Source organism: Helicobacter hepaticus ATCC 51449 (genome assembly GCF_000007905.1).
GTDB lineage: Bacteria > Campylobacterota > Campylobacteria > Campylobacterales > Helicobacteraceae > Helicobacter_C > Helicobacter_C hepaticus.
Genome location: NC_004917.1, coordinates 1,011,276 through 1,029,620 on the forward strand (window position 1 = coordinate 1,011,276; position 18,345 = coordinate 1,029,620).

Here is an 18,345-nt window from a genome sequence, read left to right on the forward strand (position 1 = left end):
ACAATTTATCTAATTATAGCAAACCTCTCTTAATCATTCGTCCAAGAAAATGCTTTTATTTGAAGCGGTAGAATTTGATTTTTAGATTTTAAAGACATTTTAATTTTACGAAATAAACAAATCTGCCCTTACACATACAAAGGTGTATGCGTTAGAATTGTGAAAATACAGACACTATACCTCTAAGCTTTCAAGCCATTTTTTGAGTTTTGCCTTGCTTGTGCCAAAATTAAAGCGTCTGCCCTCTTTGAAAATCGCATTAGGAGCGCACTTTGCCATATCACACGGGGCATTGCTCAAATCACTCCCACCGCTTGTGCAAAAAGGCACGATGACTTTGCCGCTAAAATCGTGGGATTCTAAAAAGGTAAAAATAATCTGTGGCGCACTATACCACCAAATGGGGAATCCAATAAATATTGTATCGTAGCTTGAAATCTCTATGTCTTTAGCAATTTTTGGGCGCGAGGCTTTGTCTTTGCACTCTAAAGTGCTGCGGCTTTGCTCATCTCTCCAATCCAAATCCGCTTGAGAATAAGGAATCGCGGGGATTATCTCAAAAGTTTCCGCATTTGCGGCTTCTGCTAAAGTTTGCGCAACTTCTTTTGTGATTCCACTTGCGCTAAAAAACGCGACTAAGGCTTTCATTTTTCTCCCTGCCAGGATATTTTTCTATCGTGAGGATAAAATCCTGCTTTTGGGCTTTCAGGTGCGTGATAAAAGATTCTTTTTCTGCCTTTGGTGCGCCTAGCTTAACCAAGCCCTTGTATGGGGGCTGCTTGGCATAAAAGATTCCGACATTACCCCAAGGGGCAAAATAGAAAAAATCGCCGCTTTGTGGGTCATATTCTCCGCTCTCTTGTGTGCTTAGGCTTTTATCAAGCCTAGCAATCTTTTCCTTGCCTACATAATCACTAAAGCTTAAAGCTAAAGGCAAGAGTGCGTAGAAATCCCTTGCAGCCGCATTATTTTCTAAAGTCAAAACAAAGCTTTTCCCTTGAAATTGCATTTGTATTTGCATTTGCCCCTCCAATCTCCCCCTTAAGTCTTTGCCTAAAGCGCATTGCGTTAGCAGCGCAAACAATAAACAAAGAAATGTATATTTGCGCATATTGTTCCTTTGCGTTCTACTTCAAGTTCGCATTAAAAAACACTGCGATTTTATCAAAGGGAATCTTTTGCGCATTGTCATACAAATCCGTGTGATTGGCATCTTTGATAAGCAACAATTCTTTATTTTTGCCCTTAAGCTTTTTATACGCGTCAGTGCTAAAATATTTGCTATGTGCCTTATCGCCGTGAATGATTAAAACCGCACTTTGTATCTCATCACTATATGCCAAAATAGGCGCATTGATAAAGCCTAAAGACGAAGTGAGATTCCAATGCCCATTGGAGTTAATAGAGCGTGCGTGGAATCCGCGAGGCGTTTTGTAATAGTCAAAATAATCTTTGATAAATTGTGGCTCATCGCCTCTAAGCTTTTGGGGCAATCCATCGGCTTTGGCGTAAGTGCCGCTTTTGAAATCCTTTGTGCGCTGTGCATTGAGACTTTCTTTAAGCTTATAGTGCGCCTTTGCGTCCATTGAATCATTATAGCCATTGGCATTGACGCGGCTCATATCATACATTGTAGAAGCCACGACTGCCTTAATGCGCGTATCCATTGCGGCAGCATTAAGTGCAAATCCGCCAAATCCGCAAATGCCCAAAATGCCGATTTTGTTAGAATCCACATTTGCATAATTGCTTAGAAAATCCACCGCTGCACTAAAATCCTCTGTATTAATATCGGGTGAGGCGACATTTCTAGGTTTGCCTCCGCTCTCTCCTGTATAGGAAGGGTCAAAGGCAAGAGTGATAAAGCCCTTTTGCGCTAAAGTTTGCGCATAGAATCCACTCGCTTGCTCTTTGACTGCGCCAAAAGGACCACTGATTGCGATTGCTGGCAGCCTTTGTGCTTTGCCTAGATTCTTAGGTAGATACAAATCCCCCGTGAGTGTGATTCCATAACGATTGGTGAATTTTACCTTTTGGACTTTGACTTCATTGCTTTTTGCAAACACCTTATCCCATTTCTCTTGAGCCATTGCTCCACCTCCTATAAAAAATATTAGCATTATAAAAATGCGTGTGAAAGTTTGTGTGAATGTTGTGTGTGTCATTTTGTTCTCCTAAAATTTATGCTTTATGTATCTTGGTATAATCAAAGAGGAATTTCGCGCTCTGTGGGTCGTGATGGTCTAAAAAAAGCGTTTTGCCCGTATCAATTGTGGCAATCTTTTGCATATCCTCGCCACTTAGGCTAAAGTCAAACACATTGAAATTCTCAATCATTCGCTCTTTGCGCGTTGTTTTTGGAATCACCACGATTTGCCTTTGGATAAGCCAACGCAACACCACTTGTGCGGCACTTTTATTATATTTTTCCCCGATGTTTCTAAGAATCTCATTGGTAAAAAGTCCATTCTTGCCCTCTGCGAAACTCGCCCACGATTGTGTAACTATGTCAAGCTCTGTATTTACTTTTTGTTCGGCTTGTTTTTGGTAGAAAGGGTGCAGCTCAATTTGATTAATCATCGGCTTAATCTCGTTGTTGAGGTAAAAATCCATAATCCTATCAGGATAAAAGTTACTCACACCAATGGCTTTGAATCTGCCCTCTTTATAGAATCTGCTTAATGCTCTCCACGCTCCATAAGTGTCATTATAAGGCTGATGAAGTAGCATTAAATCCACATATTCTAAACCTAATTTGCGTAAAGATTCCTCACACGCTTTGAGTGCTTTTTCTTCAGGGTAATTGTCAATCCAAAGCTTTGTCGTGATGAAAAGTTCCTCGCGCTTTAGCCCACCTTGTAGAGCTGTCTTTATTGCTGCACCTACTTCTGCTTCGTTGAAATACGCTTGTGCGGTATCAATGCTTCTATATCCCACAGAAATTGCGTCCTCTACGCATCTTTGCGTTTCTTTTGGGTCAATTTGATATACTCCATAGCCTAGAATTGGCATTTTTACGCCATTGTTTAAAGTGATAAATTCCATTGTGTCTCCTTGTAAATGATTTTGTATTTGGGATTTTCCCGCTTTTTCTGTGCTTTGTAGATTCTGTGTGGAATCTGTTTTCAAATCCTCTTTAGAATCACACGCACTTAAAGCAAATCCACTTAAACTTGCTAGACTTACTGCTGCGCCAAACTTTGCAGAGGTTTTGAGAAACTCCCTGCGCTCTAGTAGCTCTTTGTGCTCTTGCATTGTTACTCCTTAGAGGTAAAATAAAACCAACTTTGAAATTATAAAGCCTGATACCTAGTGTTTGTCAAGGGGAAATTGCAAAATATGTTATAATGTGATTTACCTATCTGCTAAAATGTGTAAAAAAGCATTATAGAATCTTGCGTGATTTCATTGCATAACAGGAGTGAGCTTTGCATTTCTTAGAACTCGCCAAAGAAAACCAACAAAAAGCCTTTGAAGTGATAGAGCAAACCAAAGTTTTGGAGTGTTGGCAAAGCATTGGTGCGGAGATTAACTGCATTGGCTCACTCAAAATGGGCTTGTTGTGCAAACATCTTGATATTGATTTCCATATCTACACGCCCACACTTGAAGTTACCCGAAGCTTTGACGCAATGGCAAAACTCGCAAACAATCCTAAAATTATCCACATAGAGTATCGCAATCTTTTGGAGGAAGAGGATAAGTGTTTGGAATGGCACGCATTCTATCAAGACGAGCAACTTTGGCAAATAGATATGATTCACATTGTGCAAGGCAGCAAGTATGCGGGGTATTTTGAGAGAGTGGCGGAGCGTATTTTACAAATAATGAGCGAAGCACAAAAAGAGCAGATTCTAAAGCTTAAGTTTGAAACGCCAGATAACCTTAAAATCGCGGGGATAGAATACTATCAAGCCGTGCTACAAGAAGGCATTACGGACTTTACAGAGTTTATGCAATGGCACAAATCTCGTCCGCAAAATGCTATTGTAGAGTGGATTCCTTAGTTTCATACAAAGTGCAATCCTAGCCTTAAAACACAAGCTATTAAATATATTTTGGTAAAATTTTCTTAAATTTAAGGAGGGCGCAATGAAGAGGTTAATGATATTATGTTTTGTTAGCTTTGGCTTTATAGATGCTGCACAGAGGCTTGATATACAATGTGAAGTAGGATATAGAAAGAAAATATGTGGTGATGATTATTCTTGCGAAGCTTCAAAGTGTTGGATAAACAACACAGATATTCTCACTGCGTTTAGAAATGATTTAAGGTTTTGGATAGAAAGCGCACAAAGAAGAGAAAGGGCTAATGAACCACAAACACACCTTTATCAAAAAGCTTTGTTGCAAGATTTACCAAATATCCAAACTACAAAAAGAGTAGAAATAAAAAACAAGTATGGTCAAACTTGTTTTATGGATATAAAGCGTCCAAATCAAAATACTTTGGAAATAGAGTATAATGACTGCTCTGATGAATCAGATTTTAAGAATACATATCAACAAAATGGACAAAAAGTAGAAATTATAGAAGACGGGGATAACGGAGCTTAGGAGCAAAATCGTTTCATCATTACCTTTGATTATATGTGGAGTTTTAATGATTTATACGCAGCAATTCCACTCACCGCTTGGCACAATCGCACTTGCAAGTGATAAAAGCACACTACTTGGCTTATGGTTTGAGGGGCAAAAGTATTTTACATTGCCAAAAGATTGTGTGCGGGAGCAAACGCCGATTTTAGCCCAAACGCAACAATGGCTAGAGATTTACTTCAGCGGAGAGATTCCACATTTCACTCCGCCTCTAGCTCCACTTCACACGCAAAGCACACCCTTTAGAGAATCTGTATGGACAATCTTACGCACAATCCCCTATGGACGCACGATAACTTACAAGGAGATTGCACAAACTCTCGCTTGCCAAAGAGGCATAGCCAAAATGTCCGCTCAAGCTGTGGGCGGTGCAGTAGGAGCAAATCCTATCGCGCTACTTATCCCTTGCCACCGAGTGATTGGGAGTGATAAAAGCCTCACGGGTTATGCGGGAGGTTTGAAACGCAAAGAGTGGCTATTAGGGCTTGAGAGGGAATCCCTAAAGGCTATCAAGTAACGCGCAATTTAGGTAATTAATGCTATAATAGGCATTTTATGGAGGCGCAAAGGAAATGGGGAATATCGCTGCCAAACTTTCGTCTTTGTCTCAACTACAAGAAATGAGGGCTAAACGCTATGGGCAATAGTAGTATATTGAGTGATGAAATAAATACCAATGACTATAAACAATATTTTTGTAGAGATTTTTCAAAAATACACCAAATAACCGCATATTTAGCAATGTTTCCGCCTAATCTTCCTTATCATTTTATCAAAAAATATTCCCAAAAGGGGGATTTGGTGTTTGACCCATTTTCTGGAAGAGGAACAACAGCATTTGAAGCTTGCAGAATGGGAAGAAAAGGGATAGGAAATGACTTAAATCCACTTGCAGTGTGTCTAACAAAAAGTAAAATTGATATACCCAAAAAACATAATATACAAAAAAGACTCGAAAAACTAAAACAAGATTTCACAACTACACGCATTACAAATAAACAAATTAAAAACATTTCAGATGATATTAAAATGCTTTATGAAGAAAGCGAAACCTTGCCACAACTTGTATATCTAAAAAATAATTTAAACAAAAATAGAAAGATTGATAATTTTATTCTTGCAGTTTTAACAGGCATTATGCACGGCAAACATAGAAAAGATGGGACTTCAATTTATTGTAGCATTGATATGCCTAATACTTTTAGTATGTCGCCTAATTATATCCGTAATTTCATTGCCAAACATCATCTTAAAAAAATAAAACAAAATGTTTTTGAACTTTTGCAACAACGCATTGAGCATTTATTTCAAAATCAAACAAAAGAATTTCAAAGTTTAGATTCTTATCAAAAAGGTGATTGCTTTAATAAAGATGCAATCAAAAGCACAAAAAAAATCATTAAAAAATATGGAGAAAATAGTGTCCAACTCATTATTACTTCCCCTCCATACTTAAAAAACATTAATTATGGTAAATATAATTGGATTAGGCTTTGGTTGCTCAATAAGGAAGTAAAAGAAGTAGATAAGAACGTAAGTATTTATCATAATATGCAAAAAATTAAAGGTTTAAAAGATAATTTGGCATTTGAAAATTATGCTAAATATATGCAAGAACTCTTCAAAAGTTGGGAAAAAATTTTGAAGCCAAAATCCTATGCTTTTGTTGTTATTGGAGATATTGACAAGCGCAACCTTGCAAAAGACACTTGGGATTACATACAAAATAATGGTGGGTGCAAATTACGACTTAAACACATTGCCGAAGATGTCATTGCCAATGATAAAGAAAAAAAGGTAACAAGAATTTGGGGTGCAAAAAAAGGCAAGGCAACAAAAATTGATAGAATCTTAGTTTTGCAAAAGGAGTAGGCAAATGGGCATTACAGATGAATTTCAAAAGAAACCTCAAGGAGAGTTGATAGAGGCAAAAACAAAATTTTTTGAGGAAATTAAGAAAGATAAAAATTTTGTTGGGAGTTTGTATGATTTGGACTACGAAGAAGCCAAAATCTTAGTCAATGATTTTGATAAGAATGCTATCAAAGGTTTGCCTCACGGCTGTTTATTGGTTGCAATTTATAATAATGAATTAAGACAAAATCAAACAGAGGCTATTTTACTTAGAGTGATTGGCGTTTGTGAAATTCCACAAAAGAAAGAGATTATCCAAAGTATGACAGATTCTTATATTTCAAAAAAAGAAAATAGAGCAAACACAGACCCAGATATTTATACAAAATATTTTTATCAATTTTCGGGCTTATCTTGTAGGGTTCTAGGGACATTCTTTTTAGATAAAGATAAAAAATTAATCTTTGGAACAGATATAGAAAATTTCTTAGGAGCGCATAATTATAGAGTGTATAAGCCTCAAAAACAGCAGCTACAAATCATTGTAAATGAGAATACAGAATCTAGCAATAACGAAACACAAGAAAAGATAGGAATCCTAAGATATGCTTCTAGCCAATCTTATGATGAAGATAAAAACTATGCTCCAGATGTTTTCTTAAGGACAAATGATATAGTTGCAAGACGCACAGCCTTTTTTGGAATGACAAGAACAGGTAAGTCTAATACAATCAAGATTATTATCAGTGCTATTGAAAATCTTAATACAAAACAAGAGAGAAAAATAGGGCAAATTATTTTTGATGTTAATGGTGAATACACCTTTAGCAATAGACAAGATGAAGGCTCAATCTATGATAGATTTAAACAAAGAGTCATTCGCTTTAGCACTTCGCTTAAAAAATCCCAACAACACCCAGATGTTAGAGCAGTGCAGTATAATTTTTATAATGATGAAACTTTGGAAGAATCCTTTAACTTGCTGTGTGATGAAATTACACAATCTGATAAAAAAGCGGACTATATAACGCATTTTACCAATATCAATATGTTTGAAAATATTAGTGATAAAAACTCTAGTGAATATCGCAATCAAGAGCGCAAAAAAGCCTTATATAAGTGCATATTATATAGAGCTAAATTTGAAACTCCACAACAAATACTTAAGTTTTCTGGTTTTAGCAGCTCAACTTTAAATTCTATACCAAGAGAGGGGTTAGATATAAAAAAGGCTTGCGAATACTTTGATGAGATTAAGATAGACAATAATAATGGCAATATTGATAAAAAATATGCTGAAGACAAGGATTGGGAATCTTTATTAAAAGTGTTTCAAGGGACTAAGGTTTCGGGTTATAGATTTTTAACAAAATTTAATTATTTGCATTCCTTAAAAGGTGAAAATGACTATAAAAAAGATATAGATTCTGCATTGCGTGAGGGAAAAATTATTTTAGTAGATTTATCCACCGCTTCAACCGAAACACAGCAAAAATATATTGATAGGCTTTGTGAGTATATATTTAAAAAATCTATGGAAAAATTCACTAATGATGAAGAGCCTGAATTTATCCAAATGTATTTTGAAGAAGCACATAATATTTTTCCAAAAGATGATAAAGATTTAAAAAACATTTATAATCGTTTGGCAAAAGAGGGAGCAAAGCTTAAAATTGGCATTAGTTATTCTACTCAAGAGGTCAGCTCTATTGCTCCAAGTATTTTAAAAAATACGCAAAATTGGTTTATTTCTCATCTTAACAATAAAGATGAAATTAAAGCGTTAGAAAAGTATTATGATTTTGCTGATTTCTCTCAAAATATTATCCGCAATAGCGATGTAGGGTTTGCTAGAGTAAAAACTTATTCCAATAATTTTATTGTGCCTGTTCAGATTCAAAAATTTGAAGTAAGGGATTAAAATGGCATATTTTAATGAAAAAGCCTCCAAAATCAATCATCAATATATTATTGAGAATCCAAAGGTTAAAGATTATCTTGCAAAATGCGAAAAGATAGGACAAAATCTACCTTTGGAAGTTGATTCTCAAGCTATCACTTCACCAATATCTAACATACAAAACAAATTTTCCTCTTGCATTGAACGCGTCATCACAATAGATGGTGGCTACCAAGAAGTAAATATCAATGATAATTTTCCCTCACAAAAACTTTGTTACTATAATATAGGTATTCTTATGTTTAGTGTTAAAGATTTAGAAGTAGTTGAAAGGCAACAAACAATTAACCCAAGCGATATAGGCAAATTAGAGAATCTTGAACGATTTAGCTTTGTGATACCCACACAAAATATTCGTTTAAAAAATGAGGATTTTATCTCTACATTTAGAAAAACACTTTATGAAGAAGTTTTCCTCAAAAATTATTTAAGCGAGGGAAATGAAAAGAGTTCATTTATCCATACAATTAAATGGCTCATTTTTAAAGAATATTTAGATTCAAATTCTAAAGGGAAAAGTTCTATAACATTTGCGTGTCCTCACTGCAAGAAAATGCAGACATTCCAAAAGCAAACCCCCAATTATTTAGATGAGCAAAATAATTTTGTAAAATGTTCAGAATGTGAAAATATCATTTACATTACAGATTGTTTTGACTTACATACTCTCATTGATGAAATCAATGGAGCAACGCTTATAGAATCCTACATTATGAGTGCTTTTGAAATTATTTTAATGCTTTCAATGTTTCGATTCCTTTTTGAAGAAAACACTATACAATGGCTACCAAAGATTCTCTTTATCAAAGATGGTCCTTTGGCTTTATTTAGTCGTCTTGATGATTTTGCTTTTAAAATTGTGCGTCCGTTTATACAATTTCTTTATGCAAAATCTTTGAATGAAAATATAAGCTATATTAATCTTGTAGGCTTGGATAAAAGTGGTATGTTTGTAGAACATCTTAAAAATATAGAATCTAAAATCCCTCTAGGAAGCATTCTTTTGCCAAATTTAGATTATATGAAAAAATACATTACAGGCAACAATACTTCAGTTTTTGGAGAAAATACTTATTTTGGGATTAAGATGTTTGTAAGAAAAGAAAAAGAATTGTCCTTTGTTTTAGATGTAGCGATTCCATTTGATGAAAGCATCACATACAAGGATTATATTAAACAACCAAAAATTGAGGATTTTCTCTCATTAAAAAATATTTTAGAAGTATTGTTTCGGCTTAAATGTGATTTATATGAAAAATCTTTTATTCCTATTGCTATGGTTAATAAGCTCGTTTCTTTATCTAATATCCCAAGTAAAAAGATATTAACTATTTTTTCGCAAGAAAAATTATGCTAAGCTACCCAATAATTCATTCTAAATAAGGAGTTTATATGGCTACAAGTGAGAGTTTTAAGGATTTTGTGTTAGAAAATCTTAAAAGCGCATTAGAGGATACGCCTTATCACTTTAGCGCTAAAAAGATGTTTGGCGAATATTGCATTTATGTGATTGATAGGGGCGAGAGTGTGCCTAAGCCTATTTTCTTGCTCTGTGATGAGATGCTCTATGTCAAGCAATTTGAAATTCTAAAGCCCCTTTTAGAATCCGCCCCGCTTGGATTTCCTTACGCGGGTGCAAAGGAATCTTATATCCTTGATGTGGATTCTTATACGACTCTAAGAGAAGTCGTGCTTACCCTTGCTCCCACTCTGCCTATGCCAAAGCCCAAAAAGCCAAAGAAAAATAAGGCTTAAGAGCAAAGGGCAACCAACTCCCGCTCTACAAATCAAGCTTTCCTAAACCCGCTCACAAATTGTGTAAGAGTGGCTAGAAGTTTCTTTTCTTGCTTCTTTTTGAAATTCGCACAAAATTGCAATGCTAGCTCATTGAGCGCACCAGAGAGCGCAAATGTCATCAACTGCGTATCTACTTCTTCACGCAAATAGCCTTGCGCCTTTAGCTCCTCAATATGCGCTTGCAACACACTCATTGAATGCTTCGCATCAACGCTTCTCCACACTTCCCAACCAAGCACAGCAGGTGCATCAACTAATAATATCTGCCTATTTTCCTTTGCATTTGCTGCTTTGATAAACCCCACACAGCCTAATATCAGCTGCTCCCACGCCTCATCACTTTTCAAAGCCTGTTTTTCTATCTGCGCGGCAACCTCTTCTTGCACACTCTCTAGCACAGCGACAAAAAGCCCTTGCTTGTTTTTGAAATGATGATATACCGCCCCGCGCGTTACATTTGCTTCTTCTACGATTTTTTCTAGTGCGACATCAAAGTAACCATATTCCGCAAAATGCGCTCTTGCAACGCTTAGCAAGGCGGAGGTAGTTTTGTGCGTAGCTTCTTTATTTGTCATAATACACCGCTAGAATCATTGTTTAAAAACTCCGCACTTGGCGGCAAAACTTCAATAATATCAATCAACACATTATTTGGGTCTTTTATGATAAAATGTCGCCACCCCCAAACCTCATCTGCCAAATGCGCTACGATAATGCGTTCATCTTTGCTTTTGATAAAATCATACATTTGTGTGGCATTTGCTACCTCAAGATTAATGAGGATTCCATTCGCATTTGCGCGATAGAGTGCGGGTATGCTTTCGTGAGTTACATCAATCAAGGCTAACTCGCCACCATCAGGGTGAGATAAGTTAATATACCAATCACTAGAAAAGTTTTGCGCAAAGCCCAAATAAGTTTTGTAAAATAGGCTACTTTCTTGAAGTTTGTCTGTCATTAGGACGGGATAAATACTCTGTGCCATTTATTTTCCTCTCTTTCTTTTTTGTTGATTTTTATTTTGATTTCTCTCTCCGTGTTTGATAATCCACTCACAAGCCTTACTCACCCCGCTTTGTCGCCATTGTGCGATGAGAGTTTGCGCTTTTTGCGGTGCTTCTTTATACAAATCATTGAGATTATTCCCCACGCTTTTTTGCACAAATTTTTGTGAATCATCTTTTAAGTTTGTCAAAATCATCGCATACTTTTCAAATTCATCAAGCACAACAAGGAGCTTTGGCGACCAAGGCAGGTGGATTCTCACACCCTCACTTGCAAGCCTGCGAATATGCACATTACTATCCTTGCTCCATAAAATGAGTTCGTCCATTACTTCCTTTGGGTGCTTTCTTAGAATCGGGCGGATAGCGTATTCACCTGTAAATCGCTTGGTAAGCTCTTTGATAAAACTTAGAGAAACTTGCCAATTTGTATTGCCATAGCGTTCCACATAGCGTGAAATAGGAAACAACCAATAGCCAAAGCTAAACATTCCCTCCGCTTTTTCTAGCTCCTCGCCAAGTAGATGAAAAAAGCTTTGAATGTTTTGAGTATAATCGCTCCCCATTGTCTTAACCATTGCATCAACGATACAATCTAATCTTGCAAAGAGTTCCTTATCCTCTAAATTACCCTGCAACATTGCGCAAAACTTTTGCGCTTCAAATTGTGGCATTACACTTAGAATCTTTTGGGATAACTCCACGATGTAGGCATCATTATAATGGTCTTTGTGTTTCACCTTTTCCCCCTAAATTTTATAATACTATAACATACATACATTCTGTATGTCAATATGAAGAGATAAAATCAACAAAAATAAGAATAAAGATTGGGCAAAAGAGGCTATTTCAAACTTTTTAAAGAGAGAAGAGTAAAAGAATCTTCAAACAAAACCTAATAATCCCTTGATTCTTTTGATACAATGCCGCTTTAGATATACGCAAAAAGGAGAAAAAATGAAAAAGATTCTTTGTTTTATTTGTTTGGTAACTTTTACTTTTGGCCTTGATTTTGACAAACTAGGGTTAAATGTAGAATTATTAAACAATAAGGATTATACGCAAGCAAAAGCTTTATTAAAAGGCTTGGAATCTCGTGCAAAGCAACGCGATTTGAGTTTTGAGGATTATCAAAAATTAGAAGCATTAATGCTGTGTGAAATGTCACCTTTTGAGGATTGCGTAACACCGGGATTTGTTACTAATGCAGCTTATTTCTTCACTAAATTTATGGCAAAAGAGTTTGGACATTTATTTGCAGAATATGGAATGGGCTCGAATATGGGATATGAAAATTTTGAATATAAAAAAGAATATTATCTTTACGATGAGATTGTATTTTGGTTTCCAATAAACAAAAATAGCCCTTCACAAAAAGAGGCGTATGAAAACTTCCTTTTTATGAAAAAGCATTTTAAAATAGCAACAGAAATAGATGATAATGGTAAGAGAAAAAAAATTTGTCACTATGTTACTGCAGAAAGCGGAGAGTGTAGGTTTGTCCCTAAAAAGCCTCTTGTCTTGCGAGGAGTGCTAAAAGCTATACAAGATTTCCACTTGCAACCTGCAAGACTAGGGTCTTGTGATGATGGCTCTTCTCCTTATATTGCCTTTGAACCACATAATAAGAATCTTGTTTTTGCATTTGGAGAAGTTGATTTAACATATAACCAAACTTATTATAATCTTTTTGCACCTCTTTTGCCAGAGTGGTATAAAGAGGGACTTGGTGGGAGTGTGAACTTTGAAGTAGAGCTAGAACTTGAAAGCGTAATGCCGTGGAAATTTTCTTGTGCTACCGGAAATTCGATACAGATTAAGAATATTAAGATTCTTAAAAAGATTTCAGAAAATCCAAGCCAAAAGAAAGATTATGCAGATAACGAGTATTATAAAGTAACCCTTAATACTTCGGATAACTATGTGAATCTGCGCAATAAGCCAAATGGGAAAATTCTAGCGCAAATTTTTATAAAAGATAAAGAAAACATTAAACTTATCAATCTCTCAAATATGCTTTGGAGTCTAAATAAAATAAGCGAGTGGCAAAGACAAATTGGCTATAAACAAAAACTAGATTTTCAAGATAGCCAAAAGCTTGGACAAGAATGGGTAAAAGTATTGTATTTCCCACCCAATGTGCAAAAGATTAAAGATGCAAAAATTGGCTATATCCATAAATCACAGATTGAAATAACACCTCATATAACAGACTTTTACTAATAAATCTGCCTTATAAGATTTGACACAAGGAGACAAATATGAAACATAGAATCTTTCCCAATCCAAACAATCCCTTTCCAATTAAGGGCGTGGATTATGTCTGCTATGTCAAACCCATCATAAAGAATCCAAATGTCATCGTGGGCGACTTTACATACATTAGTGATAGCGATTTTGAGCGGCATATCAGCCACCATTACGCATTTAATGGAGACAAACTCATTATCGGCAAATTCTGTCAAATCGCTGCGGGTGTGGAGTTTGTGATGAACGGCGCAAATCATCAAATGAATGCAGTCAGCACTTTTCCCTTTAATATTTTTGAGGGTTGGAATGCGCCACCTCCAACGCCCGAAAATCTGCCTCTTAAGGGCGATACGATGATTGGCAATGATGTATGGATTGGGCAAAATGCCACGATTTTGCCCGGTGTGCATATCGGTGATGGCGCGATTATCGGCGCAAATGCTGTTGTGGGAAGCAATGTCGCACCTTATAGCATTGTGGTGGGGAATCCTGCAAAAGAAATCAAAAAGCGTTTTGATGAGGAGCTTATTGCGCTTTTACTTGCGTTTCAATGGTGGGAGAAAAGCATAGCAGAGATTCAAAGTCTAATCCCGCTGCTAACTTGCAGCGACTTACAAAGGGTAAAAGAGGAGATAAAGAAGAGGATAAGCAACCAACAAAGCAATGATGAATTTTAACCATAGCCCTATTTGGCGCGCTGTGTTGTTAGATAGTAAAGAACAACTAAAAAGCTTAAAATTCAGCCACAATCACCGCGCCAAAGCCAAGAAGCACAGGAATCATTAGATTTACAGCCGCAAAAGCAATGTTAGAAAAAAGCCACATAGAATATATAGAACTGATAGAACCCCCCCCCCCCAAAAAAAAAGAACTTTTTGTCAAAAAGCACTACAAGTGGTGTGCATTTGTGGATAATTTAAATAGTGCCTTCACTACTTAAAACCCTTACCGAATAATAAAATACAATTTTATTCCCTTTAAGCAAAAGCGGATTCTAAGGTTATAAAGTAGGGTTAAACATTATCACATCAAAGGCAGTTTTTGGAGCATATTTTGTAGCTTAATGAGTTCCTTTGGCATTAGCTCGGCGATACTTAAGCCCACGATTTCATAGTGTGCGCTCACAGATTCAATAATGTGTGCGACTTCCTTCATTTTGAGTTTGCCACTATTGCCCACAGCGACATAAATCTCGCTAAAATCTAGCACATCTAAATCAAGGTGTATTACAACCTTAGAGGCTTTAGTGCCTTGTAACCATTGCAAGACCTTTTTGCTGCTTACTTTCTTTGCTTTAAGGGCTTTTAGCCCTAGCTCCTTTTGACGCTTGGCATAAAATTTTGCCTCCTCACTATGCAATCCCACAAGCAGGGTATTTTGAGCTGGTATTTTTGCGGGGAGGACTTTAAGAATCTCTTTATCGCCAAGCCCTAGCAAATGCGTAACCGCCATTGCGTGATAAGCCTTATACTCATCATTTGGCAGCCCAATATCAGGGTGTGCGTCAATCCATAGCATTGCGACATCATCGCCATACTTACTTGCAAGATAGCTAAAAGGCGCGACAGACACAGAGCATTCACCCCCAAGTGTGAGAATCTTATCGGGTTTAGATTCTGTGATGAGTTTCATTGCGGCTTTGGTTTGCTTTAAAATATCGCTTTTATCTAGCACCCCGTCTTTTACCTCTCTTTTAAACTCTTGTGAAACAGGCACTTCAAGGGTTTGATGAGAGGTGTTATGTGTAAGAAGTTCAAGGAGTTTTGCACCTAAAAAATAGCCTTTGGAAATCTCCTCTTTAGGCAGCCCTTTAAACCAATGCGCGATGTCTCCACCCTGCCATTGCGGATAGATAAGCCGAATGGTTTTTGAAGTATTTGTTTTCATATTCTTTCCTTTTGCTGTGGTAATCAATTATAACATTCCTTTGATAAAATAGAGACCCTTTAAGCAAAAGCTTGATAGAATCCTTGAAAACAATTACAAAATAAGTGTAAAAGGATTTCAAATGCGATATTTGATGAAATCACTCTTAGCTAAAGCTTTGCTGTGCTTCGTTTTTACCTCTAGTGTATTAGGTGCAAATCCTTCAACAAAGATTCCAGAAGTAGATGAAAAGCTCATTGATACTATGCTCTCTCGCCTTATTTATGGAGCAAAATGCGATGAAATGGCGATGATTTCGCACTTTGACCCAAGTGTGCTGTGGGTAAAAGATAAAGATAAAATTGATATGCAAAAAATCCCAGCTAAAATCCGCTATCTCCGATTTGCGGGAAGGATTCTATCGGGTGGTATCTCAAGTGGAAATAGCACTTATACTAGTGCGGATAAAGAATTTCTCTACACACTAAATGGGGCTGATTTAGAGGTTATGAGCATTTGCGATAAACAGCAGCTTATCTTAAACAATTATGACAAAGAAAAAGAGGATTATAATCTCAAACTTCGCGCAAAACCTGCCAAAGAAATTGCTATTGTAATCAATGTCGCAAATTCAATGAAAGATTATGTCTTTGCGTTTAAGGAAATCGCGCCCCTTATTGCCAAACATATACTTCAAGAAGAAAGCAGAGGTAGCTATGCCAAAATCACGCTTGTGAGCTTTAGTAATTATGATGTTAAGGATTTTGATGATGTGTTTAGCTCTAGCGAATTTGTGGAAAGTGCAAAAAATCTAAAAGTTGTAAATTCGCAAACAAAACTCATCAATTATGCGCTCATTAAAGCGATGAGCCATTTTACAAAAGATAATGGGTTGAAGAAAGAAATTTTTCTCATCACTGATGGCAACCCAAATGATAGAGGAAGTGCGGAAAAAATGCTCTATCTTACGAAGAATCTTAATCGCAATATTGTGAAAAATAGCGGTGGCTCCAAGAAAAATTGGGTTACAATCCATACTTTAGCTTTAAATAAAAACCTTGATTCTTTAAAAGAGCTTACCCTTGCCACAGAAGGAAGTTTTTATGAGCCAAGCAGTGCGTATGAGTTTAAAAAGTTGCTTTTAAGGCTAAGCAATAACGGCAAAGATGTAGATCCTAGAGAAATAAATGTGATTGTTCCAAGCAAAACACATAAAATCTATGACCCTGATGATCCTAACCCTCCTAAGAAATAGTATCTAAAGCACTCTTTACTTCCTCAAAATATGCAAATATTCTAAAGTGCAATCTTGCTTTTGGATTCGTTTAGAATCTGCTTTGAAGCGCTGGTGTTTCTGTGTGGCAAAAGAATATTTGCCATATTTTTCAAAAATAGCTTGAATTTGCTCTAAACTAAGCAATCCCTCATCATTATAGCTTAGAAAAATCCACTCAAAATGCGCATTTTTGATGAGGTTTTCTAGTTCGTCTGCGACTTTTGCTTTTCTGCACCAAGGCGATTTTGCATATTCTCTTAATCCTGTCTTGCCCTTTGGGATAAAGTCATCATATAAGGCAATTGTGTTTAAAAGATGATAATTCGCGCCATACTCTCGTGCATTATAAGGCGGGTCAAGGTAAAGAATATCGCCCTTTATCTTAGTAATAAGTGTATTTGCGTCCTCATTAAATACCAAATGTTCATTTTCATTGCATTCAAACTCCGCAGGATTTAGAATAAAACCTTTGAGCGCACTTTTTTTAAGGTGCTTTAAAAACGCTCCATACACTGAAGCAGTGTTTGCAACCTTGTCGGCAGATTCTAAAAGGGAAGCAAGGAGAAAATAATATTCTTTGTCCTCAATTAACCTTTCTTTTTTCCATTGCGCAATCTTAGAGCGCACAGCATCAATTTTTTGTGCATTTTCATCGCTAAAATACTGCCTCCCACTCCCAGAGCCAAGCGCATAATGAGTGTAGATTTTACCCTTTTGTGGTGGCGTTTGAGTTGTGTCATTAAGAATGTGTAGCAGCTCATTAACGCGTGTTAATTTCTGATGATTGCCGATATAATTTTGCGCCAAGACAAAGCTATAATACTCCCTATCATTGCTAATAATTTGCTTGACTTGTGTTTTAAAAAGCCTCCCCACTGCCGCAGTTCCAGCAAACATATCGCAAAAGATAGAATCTTTAAGGGGCTTTTTGTGGGCTTTTTGCAGTGTAGATTCTATGCTCGTTTGCAAAAAGTGAGAGAGTTTAAATTTGGAGCCAATGTAGTTCATATATTATTCTTTTTTATAGAGTTTTTGAGTGATAAAATCTGCAGCTTCTTTTGCAATTTTTCTTGCACTCTCTTTGCGATATGCGACAGGGTCATATTGATAGCAACCTACACAGCCTAGTTCCTGCGTATAATTCTCATCACCTTGATAAAATGCGTAAGGATTGCCTTTGATATTTTTAGCACTCCACCGCTTGTTCGTTTCTCTGCAAACTTTACAAATTTGCCTTTTTACATCATTTGCTGCTTTGCATAAAGGTTGGAAATCCTCTAATTTTTGCGTTTGCTGATTGGATATTCTCAAATCATTTTTGCGTCCGTCTTTGTGGTCAATTTCTATTTTGGTATTTTCGCTTTTGCCACAAATTCCTAACATCACACAATTTTGATTTTTATAAAAATCTTTAATATCTTTTCTTATGGCTTGATTGAAAGTTTTTTGCGTATTAAATCCCTTTAGCCTTATTGCATCAATGGCATTCCCCGCACTCTTGCTTTTATCAAATTCTAAAATATATTTTTTTGCCAAAGTGCTACTTGCACGACACCAACTCCCACCATTGCCAAGCGCGAGTGCTTTATACTCCCCTATAAACTCACTCACACTTACCCACCTTGAAATGCCATTTTTATCAGGCTTGGCTAGTTCTAAAAAAATTTCTATTTTTGATTTTCTCACTTGCATATCCTTAAAATCATTCAAAAATTATAGCACAACAGATTACGATTAAA

21 protein-coding genes are annotated in these 18,345 nt (G+C 36.4%); 10 read left to right on the top strand and 11 right to left on the bottom strand.

Features of this window, described 5'->3' with window-relative positions; translation table 11 throughout:
- Positions 1–174 precede the first annotated feature (174 nt).
- From HH_RS05080 to HH_RS05095, 4 genes are all read right to left on the bottom strand, one after another.
- Entirely contained in the window at positions 175–648 is a 474-nt protein-coding gene (locus HH_RS05080; RefSeq protein ID WP_011115871.1) for a flavodoxin, read from the bottom strand.
- A complete protein-coding gene (locus HH_RS09200) occupies positions 623–1,111 on the bottom strand; it encodes a cyclophilin-like fold protein (RefSeq protein ID WP_158295430.1) in 489 nt (162 codons plus the stop codon). The genes HH_RS05080 and HH_RS09200 overlap by 26 nt, the downstream gene beginning before the upstream one ends.
- Positions 1,112–1,127: 16 nt before the next feature.
- Positions 1,128–2,120 carry an alpha/beta hydrolase gene (locus tag HH_RS05090; RefSeq protein WP_050720635.1) on the bottom strand — a complete coding sequence of 331 codons (993 nt, stop codon included), beginning with the start codon at positions 2,118–2,120 and terminating at the stop codon, positions 1,128–1,130.
- 61 nt (positions 2,121–2,181) lie between these two features.
- Complete coding sequence (locus tag HH_RS05095; protein WP_011115874.1) at positions 2,182–3,255, bottom strand: aldo/keto reductase; 1,074 nt, start codon at positions 3,253–3,255, stop codon at positions 2,182–2,184.
- Between the two features lie 173 nt (positions 3,256–3,428).
- On the opposite strand from HH_RS05095, the gene HH_RS05100 reads away from it, so the two are divergent.
- The 7 genes from HH_RS05100 (at position 3,429) to HH_RS05130 (ending at position 10,168) form a co-directional block, all read left to right on the top strand.
- On the top strand, positions 3,429–4,007 hold the full coding sequence (locus HH_RS05100) for a hypothetical protein (protein WP_011115875.1): 579 nt from the start codon (positions 3,429–3,431) through the stop codon (positions 4,005–4,007).
- An 85-nt stretch (positions 4,008–4,092) separates the two neighbouring features.
- On the top strand, positions 4,093–4,557 hold the full coding sequence (locus tag HH_RS05105) for a hypothetical protein (protein WP_011115876.1): 465 nt from the start codon (positions 4,093–4,095) through the stop codon (positions 4,555–4,557).
- 46 nt (positions 4,558–4,603) lie between these two features.
- Positions 4,604–5,116, top strand: a complete 513-nt coding sequence (locus HH_RS05110; protein WP_011115877.1) for a methylated-DNA--[protein]-cysteine S-methyltransferase — start codon at positions 4,604–4,606, stop codon at positions 5,114–5,116.
- Between the two features lie 119 nt (positions 5,117–5,235).
- A complete protein-coding gene (locus tag HH_RS05115) occupies positions 5,236–6,471 on the top strand; it encodes a DNA methyltransferase (protein WP_011115878.1) in 1,236 nt (411 codons plus the stop codon).
- Between the two features lie 4 nt (positions 6,472–6,475).
- Positions 6,476–8,374 (top strand): ATP-binding protein, encoded by a 1,899-nt coding sequence (locus HH_RS05120; RefSeq protein WP_011115879.1) that lies wholly within the window; start codon positions 6,476–6,478, stop codon positions 8,372–8,374.
- 1 nt (position 8,375) lies between these two features.
- Positions 8,376–9,770 carry a DNA double-strand break repair nuclease NurA gene (locus HH_RS05125; RefSeq protein ID WP_011115880.1) on the top strand — a complete coding sequence of 465 codons (1,395 nt, stop codon included), beginning with the start codon at positions 8,376–8,378 and terminating at the stop codon, positions 9,768–9,770.
- A 35-nt stretch (positions 9,771–9,805) separates the two neighbouring features.
- Positions 9,806–10,168 (top strand): hypothetical protein, encoded by a 363-nt coding sequence (locus tag HH_RS05130; protein ID WP_011115881.1) that lies wholly within the window; start codon positions 9,806–9,808, stop codon positions 10,166–10,168.
- A 32-nt stretch (positions 10,169–10,200) separates the two neighbouring features.
- Here HH_RS05130 and HH_RS05135 read toward each other — a convergent pair whose 3' ends face one another.
- The 3 genes from HH_RS05135 to HH_RS05145 are packed head-to-tail and all read right to left on the bottom strand — an operon-like array spanning position 10,201 to position 11,954.
- Positions 10,201–10,785, bottom strand: coding sequence for a TetR/AcrR family transcriptional regulator (locus HH_RS05135; protein WP_011115882.1), 585 nt, complete (start codon positions 10,783–10,785; stop codon positions 10,201–10,203).
- Positions 10,782–11,195, bottom strand: coding sequence for a VOC family protein (locus tag HH_RS05140; RefSeq protein WP_011115883.1), 414 nt, complete (start codon positions 11,193–11,195; stop codon positions 10,782–10,784). Before HH_RS05140 ends, HH_RS05135 begins: the two co-directional genes overlap by 4 nt.
- A complete protein-coding gene (locus HH_RS05145) occupies positions 11,196–11,954 on the bottom strand; it encodes a DNA alkylation repair protein (RefSeq protein WP_011115884.1) in 759 nt (252 codons plus the stop codon). It lies immediately after the preceding gene.
- Positions 11,955–12,171: 217 nt separating this feature from the next.
- Between HH_RS05145 and HH_RS05150 the strand changes: the two genes are divergently transcribed.
- Together HH_RS05150 and HH_RS05155 are read left to right on the top strand one after the other, a co-directional pair.
- The gene (locus HH_RS05150; RefSeq protein ID WP_011115885.1) at positions 12,172–13,437 is read left to right on the top strand and encodes a hypothetical protein; all 1,266 of its coding nucleotides are present in this window, start codon (positions 12,172–12,174) and stop codon (positions 13,435–13,437) included.
- A gap of 38 nt (positions 13,438–13,475) precedes the next feature.
- Positions 13,476–14,141: a CatB-related O-acetyltransferase gene (locus HH_RS05155; protein WP_011115886.1), complete on the top strand. Its 666-nt coding sequence runs from the start codon at positions 13,476–13,478 to the stop codon at positions 14,139–14,141.
- A 55-nt stretch (positions 14,142–14,196) separates the two neighbouring features.
- Here the strand turns inward: HH_RS05155 and HH_RS09535 are convergent, their stop codons facing one another.
- Positions 14,197–14,346, bottom strand: a complete 150-nt coding sequence (locus tag HH_RS09535; RefSeq protein ID WP_158295431.1) for a hypothetical protein — start codon at positions 14,344–14,346, stop codon at positions 14,197–14,199.
- A gap of 141 nt (positions 14,347–14,487) precedes the next feature.
- Positions 14,488–15,351 carry an arginase family protein gene (locus HH_RS05160; RefSeq protein WP_011115888.1) on the bottom strand — a complete coding sequence of 288 codons (864 nt, stop codon included), beginning with the start codon at positions 15,349–15,351 and terminating at the stop codon, positions 14,488–14,490.
- A 121-nt stretch (positions 15,352–15,472) separates the two neighbouring features.
- Between HH_RS05160 and HH_RS05165 the strand changes: the two genes are divergently transcribed.
- Positions 15,473–16,585 (top strand): vWA domain-containing protein, encoded by a 1,113-nt coding sequence (locus tag HH_RS05165; protein WP_011115889.1) that lies wholly within the window; start codon positions 15,473–15,475, stop codon positions 16,583–16,585.
- A gap of 15 nt (positions 16,586–16,600) precedes the next feature.
- On the opposite strand, the gene HH_RS05170 is transcribed toward HH_RS05165, so the two are convergent.
- Positions 16,601–17,614, bottom strand: a complete 1,014-nt coding sequence (locus HH_RS05170) for a DNA adenine methylase (RefSeq protein WP_011115890.1) — start codon at positions 17,612–17,614, stop codon at positions 16,601–16,603.
- Between the two features lie 3 nt (positions 17,615–17,617).
- Positions 17,618–18,292 (bottom strand): type II restriction endonuclease NlaIII, encoded by a 675-nt coding sequence (locus tag HH_RS05175; RefSeq protein ID WP_011115891.1) that lies wholly within the window; start codon positions 18,290–18,292, stop codon positions 17,618–17,620.
- Positions 18,293–18,345 lie beyond the last annotated feature (53 nt).

Excerpts from the sequence above, each read along its gene's own strand:
- HH_RS05130 (WP_011115881.1), top strand. The coding sequence starts at position 9,806 with ATGGCTACAAGTGAGAGTTTTAAGGATTTTGTGTTAGAAAATCTTAAA.
- HH_RS05080 (WP_011115871.1), bottom strand. The coding sequence starts at position 648 with ATGAAAGCCTTAGTCGCGTTTTTTAGCGCAAGTGGAATCACAAAAGAA.
- HH_RS05140 (WP_011115883.1), bottom strand. The coding sequence starts at position 11,195 with ATGGCACAGAGTATTTATCCCGTCCTAATGACAGACAAACTTCAAGAA.
- HH_RS05120 (WP_011115879.1), top strand. The coding sequence starts at position 6,476 with ATGGGCATTACAGATGAATTTCAAAAGAAACCTCAAGGAGAGTTGATA.
- HH_RS09200 (WP_158295430.1), bottom strand. The coding sequence starts at position 1,111 with ATGCGCAAATATACATTTCTTTGTTTATTGTTTGCGCTGCTAACGCAA.
- HH_RS05165 (WP_011115889.1), top strand. The coding sequence starts at position 15,473 with ATGCGATATTTGATGAAATCACTCTTAGCTAAAGCTTTGCTGTGCTTC.
- HH_RS05170 (WP_011115890.1), bottom strand. The coding sequence starts at position 17,614 with ATGAACTACATTGGCTCCAAATTTAAACTCTCTCACTTTTTGCAAACG.
- HH_RS05135 (WP_011115882.1), bottom strand. The coding sequence starts at position 10,785 with ATGACAAATAAAGAAGCTACGCACAAAACTACCTCCGCCTTGCTAAGC.
- HH_RS05150 (WP_011115885.1), top strand. The coding sequence starts at position 12,172 with ATGAAAAAGATTCTTTGTTTTATTTGTTTGGTAACTTTTACTTTTGGC.
- HH_RS05155 (WP_011115886.1), top strand. The coding sequence starts at position 13,476 with ATGAAACATAGAATCTTTCCCAATCCAAACAATCCCTTTCCAATTAAG.
- HH_RS05115 (WP_011115878.1), top strand. The coding sequence starts at position 5,236 with ATGGGCAATAGTAGTATATTGAGTGATGAAATAAATACCAATGACTAT.
- HH_RS05095 (WP_011115874.1), bottom strand. The coding sequence starts at position 3,255 with ATGCAAGAGCACAAAGAGCTACTAGAGCGCAGGGAGTTTCTCAAAACC.
- HH_RS05160 (WP_011115888.1), bottom strand. The coding sequence starts at position 15,351 with ATGAAAACAAATACTTCAAAAACCATTCGGCTTATCTATCCGCAATGG.
- HH_RS05125 (WP_011115880.1), top strand. The coding sequence starts at position 8,376 with ATGGCATATTTTAATGAAAAAGCCTCCAAAATCAATCATCAATATATT.
- HH_RS05090 (WP_050720635.1), bottom strand. The coding sequence starts at position 2,120 with ATGCTAATATTTTTTATAGGAGGTGGAGCAATGGCTCAAGAGAAATGG.
- HH_RS05110 (WP_011115877.1), top strand. The coding sequence starts at position 4,604 with ATGATTTATACGCAGCAATTCCACTCACCGCTTGGCACAATCGCACTT.
- HH_RS05105 (WP_011115876.1), top strand. The coding sequence starts at position 4,093 with ATGAAGAGGTTAATGATATTATGTTTTGTTAGCTTTGGCTTTATAGAT.